Source organism: Desulfobacterales bacterium (genome assembly GCA_034003325.1).
Lineage (GTDB): Bacteria > Desulfobacterota > Desulfobacteria > Desulfobacterales > JAFDDL01 > JAVEYW01.
Genome location: JAVEYW010000009.1, coordinates 21,999 through 41,785, shown reverse-complemented (window position 1 = coordinate 41,785; position 19,787 = coordinate 21,999). Strand labels below are relative to the sequence as shown.

At 50.4% G+C, this 19,787-nt stretch carries 17 protein-coding genes and 1 tRNA gene; 10 read left to right on the top strand and 8 right to left on the bottom strand.

What is annotated here, in order from left to right:
• Both RBT11_11055 and RBT11_11050 read right to left on the bottom strand, forming a co-directional pair.
• Entirely contained in the window at positions 1-762 is a 762-nt protein-coding gene (locus RBT11_11055) for an ABC transporter ATP-binding protein (GenBank protein ID MDX9787308.1), read from the bottom strand.
• A gap of 285 nt (positions 763-1,047) precedes the next feature.
• On the bottom strand, positions 1,048-2,631 hold the full coding sequence (locus tag RBT11_11050) for a PAS domain S-box protein (GenBank protein MDX9787307.1): 1,584 nt from the start codon (positions 2,629-2,631) through the stop codon (positions 1,048-1,050).
• 532 nt (positions 2,632-3,163) lie between these two features.
• Between RBT11_11050 and RBT11_11045 the strand changes: the two genes are divergently transcribed.
• Positions 3,164-4,009, top strand: coding sequence for an alpha/beta hydrolase (locus RBT11_11045; GenBank protein MDX9787306.1), 846 nt, complete (start codon positions 3,164-3,166; stop codon positions 4,007-4,009).
• Between the two features lie 72 nt (positions 4,010-4,081).
• Positions 4,082-4,507, top strand: coding sequence for a WxcM-like domain-containing protein (locus RBT11_11040; GenBank protein MDX9787305.1), 426 nt, complete (start codon positions 4,082-4,084; stop codon positions 4,505-4,507).
• A gap of 249 nt (positions 4,508-4,756) precedes the next feature.
• Here RBT11_11040 and RBT11_11035 read toward each other — a convergent pair whose 3' ends face one another.
• The gene (locus RBT11_11035) at positions 4,757-5,569 is read right to left on the bottom strand and encodes an SDR family oxidoreductase (GenBank protein ID MDX9787304.1); all 813 of its coding nucleotides are present in this window, start codon (positions 5,567-5,569) and stop codon (positions 4,757-4,759) included.
• A gap of 617 nt (positions 5,570-6,186) precedes the next feature.
• Between RBT11_11035 and RBT11_11030 the strand changes: the two genes are divergently transcribed.
• The 6 genes from RBT11_11030 to RBT11_11005 all read left to right on the top strand — a co-directional run bounded on the left by RBT11_11030 (position 6,187) and on the right by RBT11_11005 (position 12,784).
• Positions 6,187-7,827, top strand: coding sequence for a DEAD/DEAH box helicase (locus RBT11_11030; protein MDX9787303.1), 1,641 nt, complete (start codon positions 6,187-6,189; stop codon positions 7,825-7,827).
• A gap of 151 nt (positions 7,828-7,978) precedes the next feature.
• Positions 7,979-9,262, top strand: a complete 1,284-nt coding sequence (locus RBT11_11025; protein ID MDX9787302.1) for a DEAD/DEAH box helicase — start codon at positions 7,979-7,981, stop codon at positions 9,260-9,262.
• A gap of 297 nt (positions 9,263-9,559) precedes the next feature.
• Positions 9,560-9,760 carry a cold-shock protein gene (locus RBT11_11020; GenBank protein ID MDX9787301.1) on the top strand — a complete coding sequence of 67 codons (201 nt, stop codon included), beginning with the start codon at positions 9,560-9,562 and terminating at the stop codon, positions 9,758-9,760.
• Between the two features lie 262 nt (positions 9,761-10,022).
• Entirely contained in the window at positions 10,023-10,178 is a 156-nt protein-coding gene (locus RBT11_11015; protein MDX9787300.1) for a hypothetical protein, read from the top strand.
• Between the two features lie 29 nt (positions 10,179-10,207).
• Positions 10,208-10,612 carry a hypothetical protein gene (locus RBT11_11010; GenBank protein ID MDX9787299.1) on the top strand — a complete coding sequence of 135 codons (405 nt, stop codon included), beginning with the start codon at positions 10,208-10,210 and terminating at the stop codon, positions 10,610-10,612.
• Between the two features lie 378 nt (positions 10,613-10,990).
• Complete coding sequence (locus tag RBT11_11005; GenBank protein MDX9787298.1) at positions 10,991-12,784, top strand: cobalamin-dependent protein; 1,794 nt, start codon at positions 10,991-10,993, stop codon at positions 12,782-12,784.
• A gap of 37 nt (positions 12,785-12,821) precedes the next feature.
• Here the strand turns inward: RBT11_11005 and RBT11_11000 are convergent, their stop codons facing one another.
• From RBT11_11000 to RBT11_10990, 3 genes are all read right to left on the bottom strand, one after another.
• Complete coding sequence (locus RBT11_11000) at positions 12,822-13,844, bottom strand: ADP-ribosylglycohydrolase family protein (protein MDX9787297.1); 1,023 nt, start codon at positions 13,842-13,844, stop codon at positions 12,822-12,824.
• 262 nt (positions 13,845-14,106) lie between these two features.
• The gene (locus RBT11_10995; protein ID MDX9787296.1) at positions 14,107-15,393 is read right to left on the bottom strand and encodes an ammonium transporter; all 1,287 of its coding nucleotides are present in this window, start codon (positions 15,391-15,393) and stop codon (positions 14,107-14,109) included.
• Between the two features lie 184 nt (positions 15,394-15,577).
• Positions 15,578-15,778 carry a P-II family nitrogen regulator gene (locus tag RBT11_10990; protein MDX9787295.1) on the bottom strand — a complete coding sequence of 67 codons (201 nt, stop codon included), beginning with the start codon at positions 15,776-15,778 and terminating at the stop codon, positions 15,578-15,580.
• A 376-nt stretch (positions 15,779-16,154) separates the two neighbouring features.
• On the opposite strand from RBT11_10990, the gene RBT11_10985 reads away from it, so the two are divergent.
• Positions 16,155-16,230, top strand: a tRNA-Ala gene (locus RBT11_10985).
• 296 nt (positions 16,231-16,526) lie between these two features.
• Here RBT11_10985 and RBT11_10980 read toward each other — a convergent pair.
• Positions 16,527-17,621, bottom strand: a complete 1,095-nt coding sequence (locus RBT11_10980; protein MDX9787294.1) for an AI-2E family transporter — start codon at positions 17,619-17,621, stop codon at positions 16,527-16,529.
• Positions 17,622-18,114: 493 nt separating this feature from the next.
• Here RBT11_10980 and RBT11_10975 point away from each other — a divergent pair, with 493 nt between their 5' ends.
• The gene (locus RBT11_10975; protein ID MDX9787293.1) at positions 18,115-18,666 is read left to right on the top strand and encodes a DJ-1/PfpI family protein; all 552 of its coding nucleotides are present in this window, start codon (positions 18,115-18,117) and stop codon (positions 18,664-18,666) included.
• Between the two features lie 9 nt (positions 18,667-18,675).
• Here the strand turns inward: RBT11_10975 and corA are convergent, their stop codons facing one another.
• Positions 18,676-19,782, bottom strand: a complete 1,107-nt coding sequence (gene corA, locus RBT11_10970) for a magnesium/cobalt transporter CorA (protein ID MDX9787292.1) — start codon at positions 19,780-19,782, stop codon at positions 18,676-18,678.
• Positions 19,783-19,787 lie beyond the last annotated feature (5 nt).

The window sequence follows — 19,787 nt, the reverse complement described above, 5'->3', positions numbered from 1 at the left end:
TTATTCTTCCCCGATATAAGCCTCAATTACCTTGGGATTGGAAGCGACCTCCTTCGGCTTGCCCGAACCGATCACTTCTCCGAAATCAAGGACGTAAATCTGATCGGAAATGTCCATAACAACCCCCAGGTCGTGCTCCACCAGTACGATCGTGATGTCCCATTCTTTTTTCAGATCGAGAATAAAGCGAACGATATCTTCTTTTTCCTCGATATTCATGCCGGCCATGGGTTCATCGAGCAGCAGCAGGTTGGGCGCCAGCGTCAGCGCGCGCGCCACCTCCACCCTTTTCTGAACGCCGTAGCTGAGATTGCCCACCATTTTTTTCCGGTAAAGTTCGAGTTCCATAAAATCAATCACTTTTTCTACATAGGCACGATTTTCAGCTTCCAGCCGCGACGCCTTGCCGAAATACAGGATGGCTTGAACAAGGTTATAATGCAGGTTCTGATGGCGGGCCAGCATGAGATTGTCGAGTACCGACAGCCCGCTAAAGAGTTCCAGGTTCTGAAAGGCCCGCGCAATCCCCATGTTTGATATCTGGTGCGGAGAGGCATGGGTCAGCCGTCGGTTGCCGTATTGAATCTCGCCTTTGGTAGGGTGATAAAAACCGGACACGCAATTTAAGAGACTGGTTTTTCCCGCCCCGTTCGGCCCGATAATGGAAGTGATCAGCCCCGGTTCAATCGTCAAATTCACATTGGACAGCGCGTGCAATCCGCCGAATATCAATGTAACGCCTGAAACAATGAGTTGCGTCATGGATGTCTCAATACTCGCCCGGTTATTTTGTTGACTCGCCAACGGCTTTACCGACGGTCTATCAACCGTGATGCAGCCCACAAAATATTGACAACGTGTTCAGGTATCATTTACCGCCCGAATCCGGCGAACGCACCCTATCACGTCAGTTTCAAAAGGAATGACCGGCGATTCACTTGCTTTACTTTTCAAAATGCCGGTTTATGAAGAATGTAATTGCAGCATACCGCAACGACATGGAATGTCAAGTTTATTAAATAGCAGTATAATAGTGGGAATTAACCACTATTTATCAAAAGACATCAAATGCGACCGCAGATTCATGCGTTTATTTTTTATTCCCAGTTTACTGCGAATGTTATACCGGTGAAACAGCACCGTATTCTTGGACACCAACAGCAATTCGGCTATTTCCTTATTGGTCTTGCCCACCTTGACAAGATCCGCCACGCGCAGCTCCATGGGGGTTAACGTCACTATTGCGCTGGTAAGTTTATTGATAAACGGAGAAATAATATGGTTTAAATTCGTCTCTAAAATACGCACCAATGTTTTCTGACGCGTATCCAGCCGCCCGCTGATTACTTTTTGTAGATAAGGGCTTACCAACTCCCGAACATTTCTCGTAACGATTTCGCCCAACTCTTTTTTATCCGCTTCTCGTTGTTTCAGCAGCACCCGAAGCGCGGTATTCACCTCTTCGAGGTGATGGGATTGGGCTTGTAGTTCCTTTTCATGCTTGCGCAGCGTTTTTTCCGCCCGTTTGCGTTCATCCACTTCCCGAGCCAGGTTTAAGTTCGCCCTGGCCAGTTCCGCTGTCCGCTCCGCCACCAGTTCTTCCAGATGATCATGATAGGTTTGAAGCGCCTGCTCGGCCTGCTTTCTGGCGCTGATATCTCGAAGCGTGACGATATTCCCCACCGGCCGGCCATCATGGCCTAAATACAGCGTGGAACTAAGCTGCACATCCAGTATCCGCCCGTCCTTGGTCAGCCGGCGCGTCTCAAACAGGTTGATCTTTTTTCCGCTTAGCATTTGCTCGATAGCCGCCTTGGTTTCGGGCCAGTTCTCCGGGGGAACAAAATCGATCTGCTTGCCCAACAGTTCATCCCGCGACAACCCGAAGGTTTGTTCAAACGCTGGATTCACATAGGTAGCGACCCCTTTCATGTCGTATACCACAATGGGATCAGGGGAAAATTCAAGCAAGATACGATAACGGTTCTCGCTGTCTCTCAAAACCGACTCGGCCCGCTTGCGTTCGGTCAACTCCCGTTTCACATCCGCATAGAGCTGCGCCTTTTCAATGGCGATCAGCGCCAGCGCAGCAAATTGCTCTAAAACGGCGATATCTTCCGGGCCGAACCGTTTTCTCACGCCCACATGCGCCAATCCGATAACGCCCAAAAAACGACGATCCGATTTTAATGGAATGCCCACAACGGAGCGCAACTCGTCCAAGCCGCTATCCGAAAGCCGCCCGGGCCACGCCTGATAATCATCCACCAACACGGGCGCCTGCGTTTTCCAAACGTGCCCCCCGAGCCCCTCTTCGATACGGACCCGCCGTCCCAACTGGCTCTTGAAAAAACCCTTTCCCACCCGCATCTGCATCTGATGCAACGCAGGCTCCAGCAAGTATATATATCCATGGGCCGTTCCAGTCAGGGAAGCCGCCCGCTCCAGTATATTTTCAAGCAGCTCTTCTTTGTCGAGCTTTTCGATTAACGCCAGAGACGTTTGGTGCAAGGCCTTTAAATAATCGTTTTGGCGATGGAAGGCGGCTTCAGCCGCTTTCAGACGGTTGGACTCCCGGCGCAAGGCTTCATGTTGCGATAACAACTCAGCGTAAGAAGGGGAACTCTCCATAAATAGCGCCCGGGCCGAATTTAGACCCTGTATCAGAAAGATAAACGCAAAAACGTGCATAATTGAAGAAGGTCGTTGGCCACCAAACAGCCCGACCACCCAACATCCGGCTTTGCCGGCTTATGCCCTTCACCAGAAACATGCACGCTTTTGCGTGTATATTCGCCGACGGTGAAAGATGGCTTTTATGCATCCCAGCATCCCAGCATTCCAGCATCCGGCTTTGCCGGATTAGGCTTGAACGCACGAGATTTATTATTATTAAAAGCATATTCCAAAGCAAATTATGCGTCAATATCATACCTTATACGATCCTTGAAAAGCCGTGCCAGTCGGGCGTATCTTTCTTTCAGGCCATCACCACCTCTCGAGGATCCCGGCAATCCTACCCGTAAACGTGAACGTAAACGTGCTCGTGCATGTGCGCATGCACGAGCGTGGTCTTAATGGCCGGACCACAAAAATCAATTGACGCACACCAACAAAAAAAGATAGCTTTATTCCAATCGGTTAGAAAAAGGAGGGCTCCCTAATGAAAACCCCGCAGGCCTTATCCGCTTTTTTCAGGGACACCGAGCTACAATATCTTCTCTATGACGGAGACGGCCCCGCCATCGTGTTGGTTCATGCCACCGGTTTTAACCCCTGGCAGTGGCATCCCATCGCCCGTGAACTTTCCGAATCATATCGCATCATCGCGCCTTTTTTTTGTGATCATCGCAGCACCGACCCCAACAAAGGTGGCCTTCGATGGCCGGTGCTGGCCAATGATCTGGTAAGTCTGTGCCGCCAGCTGGAGATCGAAAACCCTTTTATGGTCGGCCATTCCATGGGGGGCAGCGTGTGCGTCTTAGCCCATGAGATTCTTCCGGATATGGCGCAGAAAATGATTTTGATCGAGCCGATTCTCTTGTCGGACGATTACTATAAAGGGGAAGTCACCCTGGACCGGCTTCCTTTGGCCGAAAAGGCGATGAAACGACGAAATAAATGGAAAAACCATGAAGAAGTGGAGACATATTTAAGATCCAAGTCTCTTTTTTCCGATTGGGATGATGAGATGCTGAAAATTTATTTGGATTACGGAATATCTGAAGCGACCAATGGCGAGCTTGAATTGACGTGCTCTCCGTTTGGCGAGGCCGCCCTATTCATGGGAAGCTTCGCCCGTGACCCCGAGCCGGTGCTGCCACACATCAACTGCCCGGTCCTGGTCGTGGAGGGCGGAAAAAGCGATAGCCGCGCGCGGCTTAATTTACCCAAAGTCGTCAAGCTTCTTCCCAAGGGGGAACATCGAATCATTGCCGATGCCGGTCATTTGATTCCGATGGAAAAGCCCAAGTTGATTCTTGAAATGATTCAATCGTATTTTTTATAAAGAGCCGATTAAGCGCCACTACCTGCCGTGCGCCTTTCTTCAACCTGTTGCAAAATGGATGATATGACTAAAATGAAAAGAAACAAAACGCTGTTGGAAATCAAAAAGCACACCGCCAACGGCTATAAGCCCGTTATCGATTTTGAGGCGTGGCGGGTCGCCGTATTAAATTACAGTGATGATCTGCGACCTGAAGCCCTTCAAACCATGCAACGTCATAATGAAACCGATGAGGTATTTGTATTGCTCAAGGGCCGATGCCTTCTTTTTGTCGGCGATGGGCAGGAATCGGTAACGGCAATATATGCTGAAAATATGCATCCCCATCATGTGTACAACGTGAAAAAAGGGGTTTGGCACACCCATACGCTGAGCAAGGACGCGATGGTGCTGGTTGTTGAAAACAGGGATACGACTGTCGATAATTCGCCTTTTTGCCCATTAACGGATCATCAGCGGCAAATCATCGCCGAATTGGCGCAAACAGAAAGATTTTAGCCAACCAGTCTTTCTCTTTATTTCATACGGGAGGGGCAAACCGCTACACAGGACTCCAAAAGGGTATAAATAATGGCGGGTTTGGCGCTGCCGTAAATTCCGTCGATCTCAATTATTGTTTTATCCTTCAAGATGCTAATCCCGGTAAATGAAGTGACGCGCAACACAATGTGTTAAACATGCCGGTTGTTTTATAAACGCCGATCCAAGGCTTTCGCGTCCATACGATGATTGTTAGCGTTATATTTTCTAATGCGCAACATATCCGCCATCTACCGCCAATGCATGTCCTGTTATGAAAGAAGCCGCGTCTGAGCACAACCACACAACAGCTTCGCCGACCTCTTCGGGCGTTCCCAAGCGACCCAACGGATGCAGCGCTGTCATTTTTTTCTTGAGTGCGGAATCCTCGGAAGGTTGAAATCCAAGCATTGGCGTTTCGATATAGCCAGGACACACCGAATTGACACGGATTCCCGACCGCGCATATTCTATGGCGGCAGCCTTGGTCAGGCCGATAATTCCGTGCTTGCTGGCAACATAGGCCGGCGCGGTCTTCAAACCAACCAGACCGGCTATGGAGGATGTGTTAACAATAGCGCCACCACCTTGTTGGAGCATCCGCTGAATCTCGTATTTCATGCACAGCCAAACGCCTTTTAGGTGAATGTTCGTCACGCGGTCCCAGTTCTCTTCCGTACAGTCAACGGTAGTGGCCATATCGCCCAATATGCCGGCATTGTTAAAGGCACAATCCAACCGGCCGTAATGCGCGATGGCGTTGTTCACCATCTGCTCAACCTCGGCGGGTTTGGATACATCTGTTTTTACGAAGACGGCCTGACCGCCGGCTTTCTCGATCAGGTGCACCGTGTTCTTGCCCCCCTCAACATTCATATCCGCAACAACAACCCGCGCACCCTCTCTGGCCAAGGCCGATGCAGCGGCCCTGCCGATTCCCGAACTGCCACCTGTTACCAAAGCAACTTTGCCCGCCATGATTCCAGTCATGTTTCCGCACCTCTCATGTCCTTGATTCATCGCTGCCAGTTCTTTTTCCATGGCAGCGTACCTGTTAACATCGGCTACTCGATAAGATATCCGATACGGTTAATCCGGTCAAAATTTTTTATCACCGAGCAGTTCGATACGCGGCCCCGAAGATAGATGAGAAACATACACGCAAAAACGGGCATACCTGGAGAAGGTCGTTTGCGGCTAAGCAGTCCGGCCGCCCGGCTTCTTGTTTTACCGGATTAGGCCCTTTACCAGGAACATGCACGCTTTTGCGTGTATATTCGCCGAAGGTGAAAGATGGCTTTTATGCATCTCAGCATCCCAGCATTCCAGCATTCCAGCATTCCAGCATTCCAGCATTCCAGCATCCGGCTTTGCCGGATTAGGGTTTGCATTTTCTCGAAACATATTATAAAAGAGCCACGGAATCCGATATCGGATCTTTATTTTTTCACACAACCTGTTTTGAATAATCAAAAGTGGTTGCCCGGCAGATCAATTGGCCGGGCTTTTTTTTGTTGCAACAGCAAGGCTCTTACTTTGTGTCTAGGGGGTGACACCCCTACCGGGACGAGTCGACTGTTGATCGACATCAGGGGCAAACCCCGCAAGGGGAATGCAGGCACCGTGGATTCGTCAAAACGCAAGTAGGAGCTTCAACCATGACCAACGAATTTTCCCTTCTAGATCTGCACCCCATGCTGGTGCAAACCGTAACTGAATTAGGCTATACCGCACCGACGCCCATTCAAGCCGCCATTATTCCGGCCATGCTGACCGGCCGGGATGTCATCGGTCAGGCCCAAACCGGCACCGGAAAAACAGCCGCCTTTTCGCTCCCCATACTACAAACCCTGGAAACCAAGAGGGATCATGTGCAAAGCCTCATAGTGGCCCCTACCAGGGAACTGGCCCTGCAGGTGGCCGGCGCCATGCATCAATACGGTCGTTTGATCGGCGTTCGCGTGCTGGCTGTGTACGGCGGTCAACCCTATGTTCCTCAGATTCGGCAACTCGAAAAAGGGGTGGATATCGTCGTGGGGACGCCGGGGCGCCTGCTGGATTTGATACAGAAGGGGGCACTGAATATCAGCCGCGTGTCGAGCGTTGTTTTGGATGAAGCCGATGAAATGCTCAGCATGGGCTTTATCGGGGATATTGAAGCCATTCTTGAAAAAACGCCTCCCGATCGCCAAACAGCTCTTTTTTCCGCGACCTTGCCGGCTAAAATTCGACAATTGGCCGAACGCTACATGCACAATCCCCAGTCGGTTACCATCGGGCAAAAAAAACTGACGGTCGCATCGGTTGAGCAACGCTATTATCTGGTCAATGAAACGGAACGGCTCGCGGCCCTGACCCGGCTGATCGAAGCCGAACCCATCTCCAGCGCGCTTATCTTCGTTCAGACCCGCCTTGGCACGGGGGAACTGGTCAATGCGCTTTCGGTTCGGGGCGTTCCGGCCGAGGCTTTAAATGGCGATTTGAGCCAGGATGCCCGGGAAAGGGTGCTGCAGCGGTTTCGGAACAACCAGATAAAAGTGCTGGTGGCGACGGATGTGGCGGCACGGGGACTCGATATCGACGATATTTCCCATGTGTTAAATTATGATTTACCCCGTGATCCGGAAATCTATGTACATCGTGTGGGCCGCACCGCGCGGGCCGGAAAACCCGGCATTGCCATTTCGTTGCTGACCCCTCAGGAACGGTGGCGTTTAGGTAGAATTGAGGGGTATTCAAAGCAAAAATTGAAGCCGTGTAGCCTGCCGACTGTTGAAGACATTCAGGCCCAGCGGGATGCCCGGTTGCTGGAACAGGTAAGGGTTTGGCTGCGGCGCGGGCGGTGCACCCGCGAGCGGGAAATCGTCGCCACCCTGATAGAAGAGGGGCATGACCCCATTCAGATTGCCGCGATTGCGCTGAAACTGGCCCGCGAAGACGACAAGAAACGCCCCATCGCGCCGGTGAGCGAGATTCAGGAATGGCAACCGGCGATACCCCGGCGTGCCGAGAAACGGGAAAACAGGAAAAACAGCCCTGCCCCGACCGCCCTTTCGCACGAAAAAGGAATGGTGCGCCTGACGCTCAGTTCGGGTAAATCAGACGGCACGCGGGTGAACCACATCGTGGGCGCCCTGACCCACTATGCCGATATACCGGGCGGTTCCATCGGAAAAATCAGCATTCAAAACAAACATACCTTTGTCGATGTGCCGGAAAAATTCGTGGAAAAGGTGTTGTCCAGGGCCGGCGCTTATCGGATTGGCCGGCAATCCGTTGCGGTGGCGCTTGCCCAATAGATCGCACGGATGCCATAATACCCTTGACTTTGGCATTAACAGCCCGTATTATCCAGGTAATTATTTAGTGTTCCTGGTTGTAACTAAAAATCACGTAAGCCCCGGAATAATCCGGGGCTTTTTTTATTGGAACACAGAAAGAAGGTATTTGTTGAATTTCGAGTCTTTTAATTTTCATCCCCATGTTGCGGCAGGCGTCGTAGCGGCAGGATATGTAACCCCGACCCCTATTCAGGTTCGGGCAATTCCGGAAGTCCTCAGGAATCACGATGTGATGGGACTGGCCCAAACCGGCACCGGTAAAACGGCTGCCTTTGTCCTGCCGATACTCAACCGGTTGTTGGGGGGAAAAAATTGCGTTCGCGCGCTGATCATGGCCCCTACCCGAGAGTTGGCCGAACAGATTCATCAGGCGATCGAAACCCTGGGGAGCAAGACCCGCCTGAAAAGCGCCACGGTTTACGGTGGCGTTGGAATTAATCCGCAGATTCAAAAACTAAAGCGAGCCGATATTGTTGTGGCCTGTCCCGGCCGGCTTCTGGATCATATCAATCGCCGTACCGTCGATCTTTCCCAAGTGGAAGTGCTGGTGATTGATGAAGCGGACCAGTTGTTCGATATGGGGTTTCTCCCGGATATTCGGCGCATTTTGACGCATCTTCCCAAACAGCGCCAGACGATGCTTTTCTCGGCGACAATGCCCACGGAAATTCGCCGCTTGGCAGGGGATATTCTGCAAAACCCGACCACGGTCCAGGTGGGAACCACAGCCCCTGCCGATACGGTTCGTCATGCGCTCTATCCAGTCGCCGAGCATTTGAAAACGGCGCTGCTGTTAAAGCTGTTGGGAAATACCACCGCTGATTCGGTGCTTGTTTTTACCCGGACCAAACACCGCGCCAAAACCTTGGGCCAAAAGCTGGCTGTCGCCGGATACCGCTCGACGTCTTTGCAGGGCAATCTTTCCCAAGGACGCCGCCAGGCCGCTCTCGATGGCTTTCGCGATGGAACCTTTCAGATTCTGGTCGCCACCGATATCGCCGCCAGGGGCATTGACGTCACGCAGGTGTCTCACGTCATCAACTACGATATCCCTTCCACCCCCGAAGCTTATATTCACCGCATCGGGCGGACCGGTCGAGCCACGCGCAACGGTGAGGCCTTCACCCTGATTACCGGAGAGGACAAGGATATGGTCCGCGCCATCAATCAGACCGTTGGCACGCCTATCGAACGGCGCACCCTGGCGGATTTCGATTATCATGCAGCGCCGGCAACTTCGCAAAAAAGCGGCCCCCGATCCGATCGAGGGTATCAACCGCAAAGGAACAAACCCGCCTATGAGCCAAAAGGGCGGTCGAGAAAAGGCGCGTTTGCCTGGATGTCCGGCCGGGAGACGAAGCCAACCGGCCGGCGAAGCCTGCAATCCGCCTAATATAACTGTAAAAAAGGCATTTCTTTTCATGCGAAGGGATGCTCTTTTGTTTCTTTTTGACATCGCATCCCCAACGATTCTTTTTTTAGTTGCCATATTAACGAAATATTGCCAAATATTATTGATTTTATTAAAATAATTACTTGACATAACCCAACTGATGACTATGTTACGGGTTAATCTGTGTATGGTTTGTATTAATTTTCAGACCGGTTTCTCCCCAAGGGAACTTCCATTTTAAGTAGTGGCATCCTGAAGTCTGGAACTAAGAGAATTTTATGAAAGGAGGAAGTCACTATGGCCAATGGAACTGTAAAGTGGTTCAGCGACCAAAAAGGGTTTGGATTTATTGAGCAGGGAAACGGACCGGACTTGTTTGTTCATCATTCAGCAATCAATGCCACCGGTTTTAAGTCCCTCAGTGAGGGCGATCAAGTTTCCTTTGACATTGCGCAAGGGCAAAAAGGCCCTTGTGCTGAAAATGTTACTGTAATTTAATTTTTTGTTATCATTTGAAAAAAGGGCATAGCTTCTCATATTTTGAAGCGTGCCCTTTCGATTCGTTTGATTTTTTGCACCCCGATGCCCTGCTGCGCCCTACCCTTCGTACCTTTATCTTAAAATATGCACGCAAAAGCGTTCATGGTTGGAGAAGGTTGTCGGCGGTCAAGTCGCCCGGTTGCCGGCTTAGGACACACATAAGGTCATCCCGCGATTCTTTTCTTTATTTATAAAATGGTAACAAAGGAGGAGGGCAAAATTGGCAAGACCAAATTTTCAATTCGAAAAACGTCAGAAAGAATTGGCAAGGAAAAACAAGAAAGAGCAAAAAAAGCAATCCAGACAGGATAAAAAACCGATAACGCCCGAAGAGAAGCCAACGCATCTTCGGGATGAAGAAGAATCCGCAGTCTAACGCGTATGCCGACATTAAGGAGAGCAAATATGCGCCAAAAATATTTTATTTCTCGAGAAAGCGTCAAAAACAAACTCAACATCAAAGAATATGCCGTTATTCTAAGAGTTCTAAATCATGCAGCATCTTCGACACCGGGCAAGGAAGCCTTTTCCTTTCTCGGCGAAGAAACCTATGATAGCTCGGCCATAGAAGGCTCCATTCACTGCGGGATAGAAGCACTGGTCGCGACCCTGCGAACCCGCAACCTTTTTCCCATCGGGCCCCATGCGACGAAAATTGCCGAATCGGTCATGAGGCTGTATGAATCCGATGAAAACCGTTCTGCCGAGTTATTCTTTGATGATGTGGATCTATTTGAAGAAAAAATTGATTCCGGCGAACAGACAAAGCAAAAGGCACGAAAGATTATAAGCAACGACCTCCAAGTATGATCTAATCGCCGGTTTTTTTGGCGGCTCACGAGCGATCGTGAGATTAGACGCCATTGCATTGAATTGTAATAGAATTGTCAATGCGACGAATATTCTTGAAGTCCGCTCGAATTCCTCTATGATCAACACAAAATCCCGCGCTGAGAAAGTATTCTCCCCTGTATTCTACATCCTTACGAAGATGATCTTGAAGCACTTAGCGTTTTTTTAAAACCATAAACAAAAAAGCGAATTTCAAAACGCCCCGTTACGGCCGATCCTTTCGTTGGATTAAAATTTTTATCCTCAAAATACAGTTTGTATTGCGCAGATGAAATTTGAATCCACTTAACCTTGACCGAACTGAAATGGCTTGAAATTAGCCCACAGGAGGTTTCTATGACGACGCTAACCCCCGTGCATTCGCTCGGAACCCATGCCAGGATTTTACTTTCCGGCGTTTTCGGCCCTTATGCACAAAACGATGAATACGGCAGCCGAACGATCAATCCCATGGAGCTTTACCAGAACCAGGTGACCCGGGTGCAAGGTGGTTTTTCGCTGCGCATGTTTCACCGCAGTTTCGGCTTGATGATGATACAATCGAATCTCAATGCGCCCTGCACGCTGCTTGATTTTCCCTCTCTCGACCGGTTTGTCCAGGAAATCCGGGACAATCAATATGACATTGTGGGCATCAGCGCGATCATTCCGAACGTGGGAAAAGTGAAAAAAATGTGTGAACTGGTTCGAGAACACTTACCAGGAGCAACCATCGTTATCGGCGGTCATATCGCCAATAAAGAAGAACTTTCGGAAATTATCGATGCGGATCACATTGTTAAGGGCGAGGGCGTTCGATGGTTTCAAAAATTTCTCGGGCAAAATGAAACCGAACCGATTCGCCATCCCCTGGCCTATTCGGCCCACGGAACGCGGACCCTGGGGCTTCCCCTGCACCGGGAGCATCAACAGGGGAATACGGCTGCCATGTTGATTCCATCCGTCGGATGTCCAGTGGGCTGCAATTTTTGCTCCACCTCCGCCCTGTTCGGCGGCAAGGGAAACTTTGTCAACTTTTATGAAACCGGAGACGCGCTTTTTGCGGTCATGTGTGACCTTGAAGCAAAACTGAAGGTGACATCGTTTTTTGTCATGGACGAAAATTTTCTTTTGCATCGAAGCCGGGCTCTTAGGTTGATGGAATTAATGGCATCCAACCAAAAGAGCTGGTCCCTGTATGTTTTCAGTTCAGCCCGGGTCTTGCAATCCTATACCATTGATCAACTCGTGGGGCTTGGAATTTCCTGGGTCTGGATGGGCCTGGAGGGCCAAAGCAGTCAGTATCGGAAGCTTCGGGGCGTTGACACCTATGAACTGGTTCAGCATCTGAAATCTCACGGAATTCGCGTTCTAGGATCTTCCATCATCGGCCTGGAGGAGCACACCCCCGAAAATATCGACCAGGTGATTGAGGACGCCATTCGGCATGATTCCGACTTTCACCAGTTCATGCTTTATACGCCGATTCCGGGAACCCCTCTTTATGATCAGCACCGGAAAAACGGGTCACTCCTTTCCGAAGCAGCCTTTCCCCTGGCGGACACCCATGGGCAATACCGTTTCAATTTTCACCATCCCCACATTCATCAAAACCGGGAAGAGGGATTTCTCTTAAAGGCTTTTCAACGGGATTTCGAGGTCAACGGCCCAAGCCTGGCCCGGTTGATACGCACCCTTTTGACGGGATGGCAACGGTACAAAAATCATTCAGATTCGCGTATCCGGAATCGCTTTGCCCGCGAAGCCTTTCCCCTTCGAAGCGTCTATGCAGGTGCCGTATGGGCCATGAAAACCCATTACCGAAATAATCGGCGACTTTCAGAAAAACTGACTCGCCTTTTGCGTGATATCTATCATGAGTTCGGATGGGGACCGAAAATGATGGCCCCGCTGATCGGCCGATACCTTTATATCACGCTGAAAAGAGAAGAAAAACGGTTGGCAAAGGGATGGACCTATGAACCCGAAACCTTCTGTGAAAAAAATCCCGCCGCTATTGCCCTTGAAAATTCAGCGCGAAACACCGCGCGCCGGAGAACCGGGAATGTTATTGGCTTTAAAATCGATATGACGGTGCGGAATATCGCTGAAACCGCGAAGGCAGCGCCCGTAGTGCCGAGCAGTTTTTAACCCTCGCTATCAGCTAAGATGGGCGCGAACCCTTTGGTTAACTTCCGAACAATTCGGGTGGTGGTTCAAGCAGGCCCTTGATCCAACGATCGGGAATGGAGGCCATACCATTGGCCGCGCCCATCAGCGCGCCTAAAATCGCGCCCCGACCCGCATTATCACCCCCCAGGTTGGTGTTGGCGATCAGACATCTTTCCGTATCTTCATGATATTTCATGGCCAGATAGGCGATCGCCGGCACGGCTTGCTCCACGGTATCGGCTGATCCGATATAATCGCCGATAACTGTTTCATCGGGTTTGTATCGCCAATCCATAAGATTCGGATTCAACAGTTGATTTTCCTGCCCCAGAATCATTCGGCGCATCAGCTTCTGTAAGGGCTCGCCGTTAAGGACCGATATTAGCACATCCAGTAAAAACGAAGCAGCCACCTCTATCGTCGGCCCCAGGTGGGTCAAATTCAGATGGGTCAGCGCCGCTTCCCGTGCCATGTCCGGATGTTCAGCATAAAAAAGCACGATAGGAATCATGCCGATGATACCGCTGATATTCTTTTGCGGTGACCCGCAAAACCGCGGCCGTTTACCCATCGCATAACTGCGGAAAAACTGTTGGTGATGTTCTTCAATGTAGGTGTCGCGATGGTTTCCGGGCGTACGCATAAAATCAATATAGGATTTCAGGTAATCATCCGGATTGTAGCCCCTGTGATGAATAAGGCTGTTGATTAACAAGGTGCAAAGTTTCAGATTCAGCGTATTTTCACCGGCCGACAGAAACTGGTGATAATGAATACCGATTTCTCCCCAATACTGCGCCTGTTCATGAAGAATCTCACCCTTTTCATTAAGCGGCGTATATTTTGAACGATACAACCTACTGCCGGGATGGGGATTTTTGGGTCGCAGATAATCCGTGACAAGCCCGTAATCGCGAACAAGGGTCTCCCGATCGGCGTACCCATGGACCGGCATGGCAAGCGCATCCCCGACGAACATTCCCAGGATCGCGCTCGATCGCCTGTCATTCAGACTGATGTGAGAGCCGGTGTTTCCCATGCCTGCCATCCTAAGAAAAAAATTATCATTCTGCAATCGCAGTTTGCCATAACATATCGACCATGAAATTAAAAGATATTTCAGCGGCAAAAAGAAAAGCTGCGGGCGATACCGAAAGGCAAGATGATCCTATGGCACGGTACACAATTGTATGGGGACGAAAATCAAGGCAGTATGCGCGGGCACGATGATCGTTTCCTCCGAGGGTATCGACACCCTTGCCCGCGCCATCATGAATGAATTAACCTTTGGCCAATAGAAGTTATAACTCAAAGGCGCGCTCGCCGTGAAGCGAACTGTCAAGCCCTTCAATTTCTTCTTCTTGTCCGACTCTCAACCCGCCAGTTACAAGCCGCGTAATCCCTACGATGATCAGGGTGCCAACAGCAGTGAAGGCGGCCGTGGCGACAATGGACACAGCTTGAATCAGCAACTGTTTCGGGTTGCCATAGAGCAATCCGGCACCCACTTTATTGACCGCCGGATTGGCAAAAATGCCGGTGGCAAGTGCTCCCCACAACCCACACATGCCGTGAACCCCAAAGGCATCCAGCGAATCATCATAACCCATCTTTCTCTTTACCACCGCTACACAATAAAATCCCAGAACACCGGCCACCAGTCCGATCACGATGGATGCGGCCAAATCGACAAACCCGGCGGCAGGCGTGATTGCCACCAGGCCGGCGACCACACCGGAGGCCAATCCCAGCAGGGTTGGCTTTTTGTTGATATGCCATTCCAGAAACATCCAGGAAAGTGCGCCCATCGCAGCAGAAGTGTTGGTCACCAGAAACGCCGACCCCGCCAGCCCATCGGCAGCCAACTGACTGCCGGCATTAAAACCGAACCAGCCGAACCACAACAGAGCGGAGCCCAGCGCGGTAAAGGCGATGCTGGATGGAAACATGGCTTCTTTGCCGTAACCGATACGTTTTCCGAGCACAAGGGAAAGCACCAGACCGGCCACACCGGCATTGATATGCACCACATTGCCGCCGGCGAAATCAAGCGCACCCAATGTGCTCAACCACCCCCCGCCCCAAACCCAATGCGCGATCGGGCAGTAAATAAAGGTGATCCAAAGCACCGTAAAAACCAGCCAGGATGAAAATTTCATTCGGTCCACAACGGAGCCCAGGACAAGCGCAGCGGTAATGCCCGCAAAGGTCATCTGAAAGACAACGAAAACATAAGTCGGTATGCTGCCGCTGATGCTGTTCACGGTAATGCCGTTTAGAAAGAGAAAATTCAACGAGCCGAAAAGACCGAATTTGTCAGCGCCAAAAGAGAGGGAATAGCCCCAAATCACCCAGATAACACTGGCGAGACAGTAAGCCGCATAGGTCATGGCAAAGGTATTTAACAGATTCTTATACCGGGACATGCCGCCGTAAAAGAGTGCGAGCCCCGCCGGCGTCATCATCATAACCAATGCGGTCGAGACAATCATCCAGGCCGTATCGCCTGAGTTCAAGACCCCTTCTGCAAATGCGATGGTTGGAAAAATAGTGATCGCGATGAGCGTCGCCCCAAAAACCCTCTTCATGGTATTACCTCCCTTTAGTATCTCGTCCAGATGATGACCCCGTTTCCGCCCTGTTGCTTCGATTAACAGCAATGGGTATGCCAATGGCGGTTGCGAAATCGTATCTGGCTATTATTTCAATCGATAATGCTCACAACAAAAAAACTGACGATAGCACCTCAAAGACAAAAATGTAATTTTATAATTAAAAGACAACAATTATGTAAAAATTACACGCGGACAAACCCCCAACCACCTCAATTTTGATCTTCGGGAAACCATTCGTTTCATCTTCGGCACCACGGTAAATCTCCATGTGCCCGCGCTGAGGTCCTGGCGCGGCCTTTCTCGTGAAGGTCGTTTCGAGCCACTGCACGCCAGCCGGAAAACACTGGTCTGAATTCATTATCCTTTTTGACATAAATGTAATTTTATTTTAACTACTCAGGAACACAGAATTCAGAATGAAGCAGCACTACGCACCGATATCTTCATGCAACGGTATTAATCCGGCGCCCTTCAGTTGTGTTTATCCTGAATTCCGAATACTGAGTAGTTACTTATTTTTTTACCGTCGGGGTGAGTCCGGCCATGAACGCCCTGAAGCGAATGATTCAAAAAGTGTCGCACAGCAAAGCTTCGGTTCTCCTTTATTAAAGTGAACTGCGCTGCGCTGCCCCCTACGTCAATCCGGACTTTGAAAAATTGGTGCCGGCAGAAAAGCAAAAAAAAGAGGGTTGACACCGTATGCGCTATTTGTTAGTAGATGCATCTCAATCAACGGGGCTGTAGCTCAGCTGGGAGAGCGCATGACTGGCAGTCATGAGGCCAGGGGTTCGAGCCCCCTCAGCTCCACCATGAATGGAATAAGTTACAAAACACGCACTACCCGGGATACCCCAAAATGTGACAGTTTTGTGACATGTAATTTTAAAAAGGCCGCTTCCTTACACGGGAGTGGCCTTTTTTATTTTTCCACATGCACATGCCCCATGGGGCCACATTTCGCATGGGGGCATGGTGGATACAATGAGATACAGCATCCGCGCGGCAGGTGCATTCTCATAGACGATGAGAAGCTATCTTATCTGGCGGGATTTGATGATTTCGATAGGTGTCAGTCTGCCCATCTTTTCTTCGAACGACCTTCAGCCTTATTCGTTATCCGTTGCGCTTTGCTCTCGCGAAGGTTGGCTTTCCATGTTCTGTACCCCCGGCCACGCCCGGATGATTGCCTGTACAAGGGTGGCCAGTGGGATGGCAAAAAAAACGCCCCAGAAACCCCACATGCCGCCAAACACCAACACGGCGCTGATGATAGCCACGGGATGGAGTTTATTGACTTCGGAAAAAAGGATGGGAACCAGCACATTGCCGTCCAGTTGCTGTAAGACGATATACGCCAGTGTAAGCCACATGAGTTCCGGCGTAAAACTGAATTTCAGATAGCCGACCAGAACCACCGGAACGGTCATGACAATGGCGCCGACCACGGGTATGAAAACCGACATACCGACAAGGGTAGCCAGCAGTATGGAATAATTCAACCCGAACAGGTACAGCATGATGTAGGCGGCAACCCCGACAATCACCATTTCAAGTGTTTTTCCCCGTATGTAGTTGGCCATCTGTAAATCGACATCCCGACCGATTCGATCCACAAGGGTTCGCTCCGCCGGCAGAAATTGATGAACCCATGCCGCAATTTTATCCTTGTCCTTCATAAAGAAAAAAATCAGTACCGGAACTAAAAAAATGTAAACGACGGCCCCGATGAAATTCACCAGCCCGGATAGGGAGCGCAGTGCCAGTTGGCGGGCCGATTCATTGATTTGCAACGTCAACTCACTCACCAGATAGGCCACCTGTTCATGGGAAATGAATTCCGGATACCGTTCCGGCAGAATTTCCAGCCCGGTGCGTATCTGAATCATGTATTCCGGAATCCGTTCGACAAAATCGGAAATCTGCTGAGAAAGCTTTGGAATGATCCCCAGAACCAGCAGCGCCAAAACAGCCAGAAATAAAATAAACACCAGTATGACCGCCATGATCCGGGGCAATCCGATTCGTTGCAGTCGCTTAACAGGGCCTTCCAACAGGTAGGCAATCACCCCTCCGGCAAGAACCGGCATCAGCATCGAGCCAAAACCGATGAGAACAATCAAGACGCCCAGAATGACCCCGAACAGAATCACAATCTGGGGATTCCCCATGTGACGCTTCAACCAGTTGAATATCGGTCCCACCGTGTGTCCTTCTCCAAAGCACATTTATTCGATGCGTTCTTTTAGCCTAAAAATAAAAATAATACAAACGAGACCCGAAATATCGACCATTTGGCTTTAGGATCGCGGAAAGGATAAATTATACCGAGTTGTGCCGGATATGGGTTCGTATTCAACCCGTGCCGCCCGGCGACCGGACTGTCACCGGCTGCCTGGCAGGGAAATCGCCTGTAGAAAAGAACAGCCGGGAGCGAAAGCCTGGAGGGGGATCGGATGGAAGCTGCGGCACGGTTTGACCGTTCGGAAAAAAGGAGTTATAAAATAAACGTAACACCTCAGGAACACAGAATTCAGAAGCCAGAATTCAGAATGAAGCACTACGCCACCGATATCTTCATGCAATGGGATTAATCCGGCCGCCCTCAGTTGTTTTTATTCTGAATTCTGAATACTGTCTCCTGGATACTGAGCAGTTACAAATAAACAAACAAAGAAAGAAAGAAAGGGAGTAAGCATGGAAAAAACCGCTTTGGTTCCCATTGCAGAGGGATGCGAGGAAATGGAAGCCGTTACCATCATAGATGTCTTGAGACGGGCCGGGGCATCGGTCACCGTTGCCGGCGTAGACGCGCTGCAAATCACTGCCTCCAGGGGCGTCAGGCTTGTTGCGGACCAGCTCATATCCGATTGCACTGGCAATGTTTACGATATGATCGCGCTGCCCGGCGGTATTCCCGGCGCCGCCAATTTAAGGGATTGTGACGCATTAACCCATCTGCTGAAAAAACAGCATGCTGAAGGCCGCTGGATCGGCGCGATTTGCGCGGCACCCGCCGTCGTCCTGGCCCATCACGGACTGCTGGCAAACCGGAAAGCCACTTGCCATCCGAATTTCATTGGGCAGATTGACCGAAACAGCGCAACCGAAGACCGTGTGGTGGTCGACGGACCCTGCATTACCAGCCGAGGCCCCGGCACCGCCCTGGCGTTCGCGCTTGAGCTGGTGGCCGCGCTGTATGGAAAAGAAAAAGCGGCTGAAGTGGCGGCGCCCATGGTGATCGGGTAGCGGTAACCGTTACCACCAGTCTTTCTTCTTGAAATAAAAAATCATGGCGAACGCCGAAATTCCCATCAGCCCCCATGCGCCGAAATAACCCCACCGCCAGTCCAATTCCGGCATGTGCTTGAAGTTCATGCCGTAAACGCCCGCGATAAAGGTAATGGGAATAAAAATCGTTGAGATAATCGTCAGAACCTTCATCACCTCGTTCATCCTGTTACTGGCGATGGACAGATAGAGATCCATGTACCCGGAGAGAATGTCCCGGTAGGACTCGATGGTATCAATGACCTGAATGGTATGATCGTAAACATCCCGCAGAAAAAACCGAGCTTTTTCCTGGAAAAAACCGCCATCCCCTTTCGTCAGGTTGTTAACCACCTCACGAAGCGGCCAGATCTGTTTTCGCAGGTAGATAAATTCGTGCCTTAACTCGTGGATTCGTTGCATCGAGTGACGGCTCGGCGAGTCGGTCAGCTCCTCTTCCAGGGATTCGACATCCTGGCCGAATTTTTCGAGTATCACAAAATAATGATCCACAATGGCATCGATCAAGGCGTAAGCGAGATAGTCGCATGATAGGCCGCGAATTTTTCCTTTCCCTTTTTGAATTCTTTCCCGAACGCCCGAAAACACATCATCATCGATGGATTCCTGAAACGAAATCAGCAAGCCGGGAAATAGGATGAAACTGATTTGTTCGGAGCGAAGCTGTCCATCCGCTTCATCGTATTGAATCATTCTCAGGACAATATACATATAATCGTCAAACAACTCCGCCTTGGGACGCTGCCCCGTGTGAAGAATATCCTCCAGGGTCAAGGGGTGAATGGTATACCGGTTGCCGATGGCTTCAATCAAGGCCACATCATGAACACCGTCGATGTTGAGCCAGACGGTTTTTCCGGTGCCTGACTCGATACTGGGTTCGATATCAGGTCCGATATCGGTTCCGATATCGGGCAATTCATCAATGGATTCATATTCCACGAAGTGAAAGTCCTCCTGGTTATAAGACATCAGAGAGATCTTTGCCCGATCGATCCTTCTTTCGCCGACATGAATCAAGGTGCCGGGTGCGGCCCCCGTTTTTTTGGCCACTTTTTTTAGAAAGCGTGACAACGTGT

Excerpts from the sequence above, each read along its gene's own strand:
- RBT11_11055 (MDX9787308.1), bottom strand. The coding sequence starts at position 762 with ATGACGCAACTCATTGTTTCAGGCGTTACATTGATATTCGGCGGATTG.
- RBT11_11050 (MDX9787307.1), bottom strand. The coding sequence starts at position 2,631 with ATGGAGAGTTCCCCTTCTTACGCTGAGTTGTTATCGCAACATGAAGCC.
- RBT11_11045 (MDX9787306.1), top strand. The coding sequence starts at position 3,164 with ATGAAAACCCCGCAGGCCTTATCCGCTTTTTTCAGGGACACCGAGCTA.
- RBT11_11040 (MDX9787305.1), top strand. The coding sequence starts at position 4,082 with ATGAAAAGAAACAAAACGCTGTTGGAAATCAAAAAGCACACCGCCAAC.
- RBT11_11035 (MDX9787304.1), bottom strand. The coding sequence starts at position 5,569 with ATGGAAAAAGAACTGGCAGCGATGAATCAAGGACATGAGAGGTGCGGA.
- RBT11_11030 (MDX9787303.1), top strand. The coding sequence starts at position 6,187 with ATGACCAACGAATTTTCCCTTCTAGATCTGCACCCCATGCTGGTGCAA.
- RBT11_11020 (MDX9787301.1), top strand. The coding sequence starts at position 9,560 with ATGGCCAATGGAACTGTAAAGTGGTTCAGCGACCAAAAAGGGTTTGGA.
- RBT11_11010 (MDX9787299.1), top strand. The coding sequence starts at position 10,208 with ATGCGCCAAAAATATTTTATTTCTCGAGAAAGCGTCAAAAACAAACTC.
- RBT11_11005 (MDX9787298.1), top strand. The coding sequence starts at position 10,991 with ATGACGACGCTAACCCCCGTGCATTCGCTCGGAACCCATGCCAGGATT.
- RBT11_11000 (MDX9787297.1), bottom strand. The coding sequence starts at position 13,844 with ATGGGAAACACCGGCTCTCACATCAGTCTGAATGACAGGCGATCGAGC.
- RBT11_10995 (MDX9787296.1), bottom strand. The coding sequence starts at position 15,393 with ATGAAGAGGGTTTTTGGGGCGACGCTCATCGCGATCACTATTTTTCCA.
- RBT11_10990 (MDX9787295.1), bottom strand. The coding sequence starts at position 15,778 with ATGAATTCAGACCAGTGTTTTCCGGCTGGCGTGCAGTGGCTCGAAACG.
- RBT11_10975 (MDX9787293.1), top strand. The coding sequence starts at position 18,115 with ATGGAAAAAACCGCTTTGGTTCCCATTGCAGAGGGATGCGAGGAAATG.